The sequence below is a fragment of the Pedobacter sp. 10L46_2 genome (assembly GCF_056395165.1).
The window spans coordinates 26,364-34,125 of the sequence record NZ_JBFTIZ010000018.1 but is presented as its reverse complement, the minus strand read 5'-3'; the positions used below and the strand labels follow the sequence as shown (position 1 = coordinate 34,125).

The window sequence follows — 7,762 nt, the reverse complement described above, 5'->3', positions numbered from 1 at the left end:
CTCGTTAGCGAATGCGGGATTGTTAGTTTTATACCAGTCAGCACGTTGAGCCGGATCTGTTGGAATAACTGCCTCGCCGGTTTTATAACTGCCATAACTATTTACCAATTCCTGAGTTGGAGTTACTGAGCTCCAACCACCAATAGTGCCCGGCAATAAATAAGTATTTAGGAAATTCGCATCTTTTTGGTCAATCTGCTGACGGTCTAAAATTACCTCAGTATTACCCTCATTTACTTTATGAAAAAGTGCCTCATAACTGCGCAGACCCAAACGGAATTTCTTCTCGTCGTTAGCATTGGCAAACGTAACCCATTTGCTATAATCATCTTTAGCATCTATGGCTTCTTCTGCACCAACTTTAAATAAGCTATAGCCCAGAGTCATTACCTGACTTGATGCATCAACGGCCAGTTGCCACTGACTTTCATTTAAATGTACCCTGGCCTTTAATGCAAGGGCTGCTCCTTTGGTGATTCTTCCTTTTTCATTTGGTTTACCGCCGGCATAACTTTGGGGCAAAATTTTAGAAACGGCATCAAGCTCATCAGTAATAAATTTTACTACTTCAGCTTTTGGAGTTCTTGGTACATTTTCCGCGCCCAAGGCTAAAACCGTTGTAATTAAAGGAACATCTCCAAATTTATTTGTTAATCTGGAATAAAACAGTGCCCTTAAAAACCTTACTTCCGCTTTATATCTTTCCAATAAAGCAGCATCTACTGTAGTTACTTTATCTGCATTGGCAAGGAAATAATTTGCACGTCGGATGTCGATGAAACTCCAACCCGCATCAGTTGTAGACGTAAGCGTTCCGGCTGAAACATCTGTAGCAGAGCTTTCCCATGGATACTGCGCATGGGCATTATCTGTTGCACCATCGTCATAAATTATTCCATCGCCAGGTAGCTGATTATAAACAGCCATAACTGCCTGATAGACATCATTAGGGTTTTTCCAAAAAGTTGCTTCAGACAATTGATCCAATGGTGGTCTTTCCAAAAAGTCTTTTTTGCAAGAGGTAACAGCGCCTATTGTTAAAAGCCCTGTAAGTATATATATTGATGTTATTTTTTTCATGATATTCGTATTATTATGATTAGAAACCAGCACTTAAACCAATTGACCAGGTTTTAATACCCGGGTAACCTCCACGTCCAGAATCAGACTCAGGGTCATAATCTGCTAATCGTTTATCAGCCATAAAAGTGAAAGGGTTATTCGCTGTTCCATAAATTCTTAGTTTAGCCAATCCAATTCTTTYAGTTACATCTTGTGGAATAGTATAACCTAAGGTTATGCCTCTTACTCTGAAATAGGCCCCACTGAATAACCAGAATGATGAAGTAGGATTATAATTATGTGCCCCAGCAGCTGTTGTTAAAATGCGTGGGAAATCAGCATTCGGATCAGGATTAGCAGTTGTCCATCTGTTTAACCACTGCTCTTTTACATTGGCGCCATTAAAGAATGGATAAGCAGCCTCTTCAGATAAATAAGTTTTAACCTTTGCCACCCCGTAAGTAAGTACACTGAAATCGAAACCTTTGTATGTAGCGTTTAAATTAAACCCATAATTTAACCACGGAACATTGTTGCCAATTATCTTGCGATCGGAAGCATCGATCAGGTTATCACCATTTAAATCTTTATATTTAATATCTCCTGCTTTGGTGGTAGCTGTTTGGAAAGCGTGATTYGTTACGTCAGCAGCATCAACAAAAAGACCTTCTGATWCATATCCGTAAAAAGAACCTATTGATTCACCAACTTTCTGTATAAATCGTCCGTCAAATGTTTCGCTACCATCGCCTAGCTTAGTAATGGTACTCTTAATAATTGATAAATTACCTCCAATGCTGAACGTAAAATCGCTGCCAATTTTGTTGTTGTGAGTAATCGCAAGCTCAAATCCTTTGTTTTGGGTAGCGGCACCATTTGATAGTGGAAGCCCACTATTTATAGCATCGGTAGTGCTTGTATTTACTCCACTGGTTGCAAGTGCAGGAACCCTCATTAAAAGATCCTTAGTATTTTTAATATAGTAATCTGTAGTAATATCTAGTTTACCGTTGAACATACTTAGGTCGATACCCAAATCTGTCATATATACTTTTTCCCAGGTTGCCAATGGGTTGGCAATTTTTGCTGACCACACTCCGCCTTGTGGAGCCTCTTCAAAACTATATTGATAGCCAGTATTTAACAGGTCGAAATAGTTTCCAATTGATACGACATCCTGGTTACCCAAAGAACCCCATGAACCACGCAATTTCAAATTATTGATCCAATCCACATTTTTCATAAAGTCCTCTTTACTTACATTCCAACCTGCAGAAAACGAGGGGAATACTGCTCTGCGGATATCTTTACGAAAACGGGATGAATAATCTATACGTGTATTAACTTCTAAAAGGTATTTGTCGTTAAAAGCATAATTGAAACGTCCAAAAACAGAGCGCATAGCCCAATCTTGCTGGTTACTTCGGTTTGCCTGTCCATCGTCATCAGAGTTGATATCTTCAGGATTTGATGATCCCGATACAACAGTGGTCATATCATTATTCGGGAAATTTTTACGCCCCACAAATGCTGTTCTGTAGGTATTGCTTTCTTGCGATGCACCTACTGTTAATTTACCATAATGTTTGCCAAAAGTACGTTCATAATCAGTTGTTACCTGCGTTAAAAGCTCCCTCCTTTTACGCCAGTATTCAAGCATATCATTCTGCACTTTTTGAGTTGAAGTAATTGGCTTTCCGGTTAAAAAGTCATTAATAGGATCAAGGGTATTGTTAAAAGACCATGAGTTGCCATTTGTATATTTTAGGGAAACTAATCCATTTATTGACAGCCCTTTTAATGGTGTTAAAGTAGCATTAGCAGAGGTCTGGAAATAATTATCACGATCCCAGGCTTTACCGCCTTCTTCAATTATGCGTGCCTGATTACGACCTGCTGTTTGCGCATTGGCTTTGCCATTATCGATTGATCCCCAATCGCCATTGCTCTGGCGAAATACAGAAGTTGGCAAAGACCTGTTAAGCTCTGTCCAGCTCATGTTGCCTTTACGGTCAAAATTTTGGTTTATGAACGAGAAGTTAGTTCCAACCTTTAAAATTTCAGGTACAATAGTAGTTTCAGTATTTAACTTAGCCACAAAACGGTTCTGATCTTTATTCGGAATAATAGATTCCTGACTAAGATAAGATACCCCTAAATAACTATTGGTAATTTTACCTGGTGCATTTATGTTTAAATTGATATCACTTAAGGGTGCAGTTTTGCGAAGAACTTTATCATACCAATCAGTATTTGGGTAAAGATCTGGTTTTGAACCATCTTTATACCATTGAATTTGTTCTGCAGTAAAAAGTGGAGCACCACCAGCATTTGTTAATGCCTCATTGTAAAGTGTAGTATAATCGCCTGAGCCTACATATTTCGCCATTTTGGTAGGCGATTGCCATCCGTAATTTGCATTAAGTTCTACCGTAGTTTTCTCTCCGTTACCACGCTTAGTAGTTACCATGATAACACCATTGGCTGCTCTTGACCCATACAATGCAGCAGAAGATGCATCCTTTAAAACAGACATACTAGAAATGTCGTTAGGATTTAAGGTAGCGAATTCCTGTGCAGAGGCAGGTATGCCATCAATAACATACATTGGATTGCTTCCACCAGACACCAGGCTACTTCTACCTCTAATGCTTACAGTAGTTGAAGCAGATGCATCTCGGCTTAAGTCCCCAGGACGCTGTAAAATAGTAAGACCAGGAGAAACACCTTGTAATGCATTCTGTATTGAAGTTACTGGCCTGTCCTTTAACTGCTTAGGAGTTACAGTGGCAATAGCACCAGTTAAACTCGTTCTTTTTTGTGTACCATAGGCCACAACTACAACTTCATTCAGGTTGCTAGATTCATCCTCAAGACTTATATCTATTGTACCAGCTTTTGCTGCAGTAACTTCTTTGGTTTTAAAACCTATAGCTCTGAAAACCAAAACACTATTTTCTGGTACAGTGAGTGCATAGGCTCCTTCTGCATTGGTTGACGTTCCGCGGCTTGTTAAATTTTTCACTTGTACAGAAACACCAGGTATAGGGTTACCTTGACTGTCTTTAACTGTTCCTTTAACATTAATGTCAGCTCGTGTGTAGTTTACAGGCAGGCCTCCTGCATAAGCACTTATAGATGCAGTCACCAATATTAAAAAACAAAGTTTTATCAATACTAGTGTTTTAACGAACGGCCTTAGCTGCCGTTTTAAATAATAGTCAATCATAATTGTTATTTAGTTTAGTTGTTAGTTAGTTATTGGAATTGCAGTAATTACTTTGTTAGGTTATCATACTATTTAATCTCATGAATTGAGAGGAAGGACTTAGATGGTTAAAACTTTTCAGCTCTAATGTATAGAGTCGGGAGGTCACATATTATGTACAACTTAACGCAATCGATTGATTTAGCACGGACGCCAGTATAACTTCCTCTTGAAATCTTTAATAAATTGCTTTTAGGTATATCAAACTTCAGTCAGGCTTTGTTCGGCAAAGCTTGATCTTATGAATCATGATCTTTTTTATTTCTATGGGAATAATAATTAACCCAATGTTTAATTATCTACTAAGAAGTTAGTTTAAAGCACTCCAGAGGCACTATTTAATGGTGAAAAAGACAGCCTTTACACAACCCGAAACAAACGTTTGCGCAACAAAAATGATACAAATGCTTTTAGGAAGCTATATTCCATTCAGCATTGCATTCAGAAAATCTCTCTTTTTCACATAGGAATTTGAAGTTTCAGAACTTCTATAAATAAGGAGTTTATTATTTTTAACAATGCTCTTAAATTTCTTCAGAGAAATTCTTAAAACACTGCAAGCCTCGGTTTGAGTGTAATACAAATCTTTGTTAATCATAATTGCGTTCTTTATAACACCAATTTAATCTGAAAACGTTCAGATTATACAGCAAACTTATTGAATGGTAATTCTCGATCTTTAAACTGCGATAAATAACAGGTTATACAGGTTATGTGATATTTATACACTTTGCTACACAATCATAAAAGTTCCATTTCTTTTCATTAAATGTTGGGTATTTTCATCTTAAAAAAGATCATGAAAAAATTAGCGTTTATCTCTTCAATTACTTTCATCCTGCTGTCATCAGCATGCAGTAAAAAAGCTGGGCAAGAAGTTCCCGAACCAAATAAAACAACCTACAAAGTGGGTCTCTCTGTTGAGAATGGAAAAACAGGCTTAGATGGTGGCACTGAAACAACATTAGTTACGCCCATAGAAAATTTAGTCAATCAATTGACCTTTATCATATTTAATTTTGACACCGGAAATGAATATTATAGATCAACTCAAACCAGCAATTTGCCTGGCATGGGAGAAATATATTTCGATTTGCCTGTTGGTAATTATATATTTATTGCGGTTGGCTCCAAATCACTTTTTGGGATCAATAAATATTACCGGGACAACGAAGTTCCTATACTATTACCTCTTGCCGAGGCAAACATGCAGTATTGGCAACCTAACCCAACAATGGCTGATAAGCATTATAAAACAGATGATACTTTTTATGCAAAATCTTCAGTAATAAGCATCGATGGAAACCAAACAATAAACCTTACCATGCAGCGGGTTGTTGGCAAACTGGAAGTACTTGTGGAAGATGTACCTGAGTTCATCGTTGATGTTAATTTCGAAGCAACAGGTTTTACATTGAAAGATCAAAAAACCTTCGGCCGTATTGATGATAATGCGGGTTACGAGGTAAGCAATGCAAATGGCCCAATCAGCATTTATATTCTGAGTACGGAAAGACCTATTCTAATTGAGATATCCGGAGGTGGTGTAAGAAAAACCCTGAGTGTACCCATTTACAGAAACAAGCGTACAATTGTGAAAGGCAAACTACTAGTCCCTTCTACATCAACCAGTTTTAAAGTTACCATTAACGATAAGTGGCTGGTTGACACTACTGTTGTTCATTTTTAAGTACTACATAGATAGGAAGAAAATTATTGACACAATTTTGACAGTTAAAAAGAGTTAGGTTACGTTAACTTTCAAGGCTAATACTATTTTTGTGGCCGAATATGAAAACTGCTGTTGTATTCTTCCTATCCCTGTGTTTCTTCCTTTTAGGAGGATCAAATCACGTTTATGCGGGCACTCATCAAAGCACAAGCAGTTATTCTGCTGTTCAAAAGGTTGAAAAATCGCAACAAACAAATCTTGTGATTGCCAATCAGGGCCTTTCAGAAGTTAAAACCAGTACCATAGGTGATAAAAAAGAAGACTTCATCAGTGTTGAAGACGAAGATGATGATCTTGTATCTGTCAGGAAATCCGTATTGCCTGCCAAGTACTTTGCAACACTTACCTATGCTTCTATTTTAATTTATTCCAACGCTTATTTCAAAAACCGCTTGCCTTTTTGCAAGCACCTTTCCTACACTTCTTCTTACAAATACATTCTACAAAGAGTTCTAAAAATATGATCAACAATACGCTTCAGTTATCGAAGTCGTGATCATACATGCCCGTAGAGGTAATTCTGGTTTCATACCCGATAACTGATGCTATTTCTCATTTCAGGGAATCTCTGATTCCTGATCATCAAATCGATTAATAATTAATTCATACTATGAAGAGAATTGCAATGCTCATGGGCTTGGGCGTTATATTATGCCATACAAGCTGTACATCTGAAAAAAAAGAAAAGGAAGAAATCAGCAAGTATGCGGTTACTACTCCTTTAAAAATTGACACCTCATTTACCAAGGAATATGTTTCACAAATAAAATCTGTAAGGAACATTGAGATTAGGGCACAAGAAAAAGGATATATGCAGAACATTTATGTTGACGAAGGTCAATCTGTAAAAGCGGGCCAGCTCTTGTTCAGGATCATGCCAAAAATGTACGAAGCAGAGTTAATGAAAGCGCAGGCTGAAGCCAAATCTGTAGAGATAGAATTACAGAATACCAAAACTCTGGCTGATAAAAATGTAGTGTCAAAAAATGAGCTGACAATGGCTCAAGCTAAACTTGATCAGGCTAAAGCTGAAGTGGCGCTAGCAAAACTACACTTGTCATTCACTGAAATCAAAGCACCATTTGATGGCACCATTGATCGCATTCCTTTGAAACTGGGAAGTCTTGTTGACGAAGGTGAATTATTGACTAACCTTTCTGATAACAGCCAGATGTTTGCCTACTTTAATGTATCTGAACCGGAGTATCTGGACTATCAGACTAATATCAAAGGTCGCGGCGACAACAAGGTAAGCCTGCTTTTGGCTAATAGCCAACCCTTGAAATATAAAGGTGAGGTAGAAACCGTTGAAAGTGAATTTGATAATGAAACAGGAAACATCGCTTTCAGGGCAAGATTCCCAAACCCTGACAAGCTTTTAAAAAATGGCGAGACAGGTAAAGTTCAAATGACAGTTCCACTTAAAGGTGCATTAATAATCCCTCAAAAAGCAACCTACGAAATTCAGGACAAAGTATATGTTTTTGTGGTTGACAAGAATGGAGTAGTGAGATCGCGGAATATTAGTATAAGCAGCAGAATGCCTGACTTGTATGTAGTAGGAAATACTCTGTCTGAAAATGACAAAATCCTACTTGAAGGTGTACAAAAGGTTAAAGATGATGATAAGATCAAATATGAATTTATAGCACCCAAGGAAGTTATTTCCCGTCTGCAATTGAAAACGGAATAGTAATTCC

At 37.6% G+C, this 7,762-nt stretch carries 5 protein-coding genes; 3 read left to right on the top strand and 2 right to left on the bottom strand.

The window, feature by feature from the left end:
- Positions 1 to 1,080, bottom strand: a 1,080-nt coding sequence (locus AC1DDX_RS03810; protein ID WP_477621787.1) for a RagB/SusD family nutrient uptake outer membrane protein, incomplete at its 3' end; no start/stop codon positions are given.
- A 19-nt stretch (positions 1,081 to 1,099) separates the two neighbouring features.
- Entirely contained in the window at positions 1,100 to 4,237 is a 3,138-nt protein-coding gene (locus AC1DDX_RS03805) for a SusC/RagA family TonB-linked outer membrane protein (protein ID WP_477621786.1), read from the bottom strand.
- 892 nt (positions 4,238 to 5,129) lie between these two features.
- On the opposite strand from AC1DDX_RS03805, the gene AC1DDX_RS03800 reads away from it, so the two are divergent.
- The 3 genes from AC1DDX_RS03800 (at position 5,130) to AC1DDX_RS03790 (ending at position 7,755) form a co-directional block, all read left to right on the top strand.
- On the top strand, positions 5,130 to 6,020 hold the full coding sequence (locus AC1DDX_RS03800; protein WP_288879539.1) for a FimB/Mfa2 family fimbrial subunit: 891 nt from the start codon (positions 5,130 to 5,132) through the stop codon (positions 6,018 to 6,020).
- Between the two features lie 101 nt (positions 6,021 to 6,121).
- Complete coding sequence (locus AC1DDX_RS03795) at positions 6,122 to 6,526, top strand: hypothetical protein (protein ID WP_288879538.1); 405 nt, start codon at positions 6,122 to 6,124, stop codon at positions 6,524 to 6,526.
- Between the two features lie 146 nt (positions 6,527 to 6,672).
- Complete coding sequence (locus tag AC1DDX_RS03790) at positions 6,673 to 7,755, top strand: efflux RND transporter periplasmic adaptor subunit (protein ID WP_048903825.1); 1,083 nt, start codon at positions 6,673 to 6,675, stop codon at positions 7,753 to 7,755.
- The last annotated feature ends 7 nt before the right edge of the window (positions 7,756 to 7,762 follow it).

What these genes read in the sequence shown, in the direction of transcription:
- AC1DDX_RS03800 (WP_288879539.1), top strand. Translation starts at nt 5,130, where the DNA reads ATGAAAAAATTAGCGTTTATCTCTTCAATTACTTTCATCCTGCTGTCA.
- AC1DDX_RS03795 (WP_288879538.1), top strand. Translation starts at nt 6,122, where the DNA reads ATGAAAACTGCTGTTGTATTCTTCCTATCCCTGTGTTTCTTCCTTTTA.
- AC1DDX_RS03790 (WP_048903825.1), top strand. Translation starts at nt 6,673, where the DNA reads ATGAAGAGAATTGCAATGCTCATGGGCTTGGGCGTTATATTATGCCAT.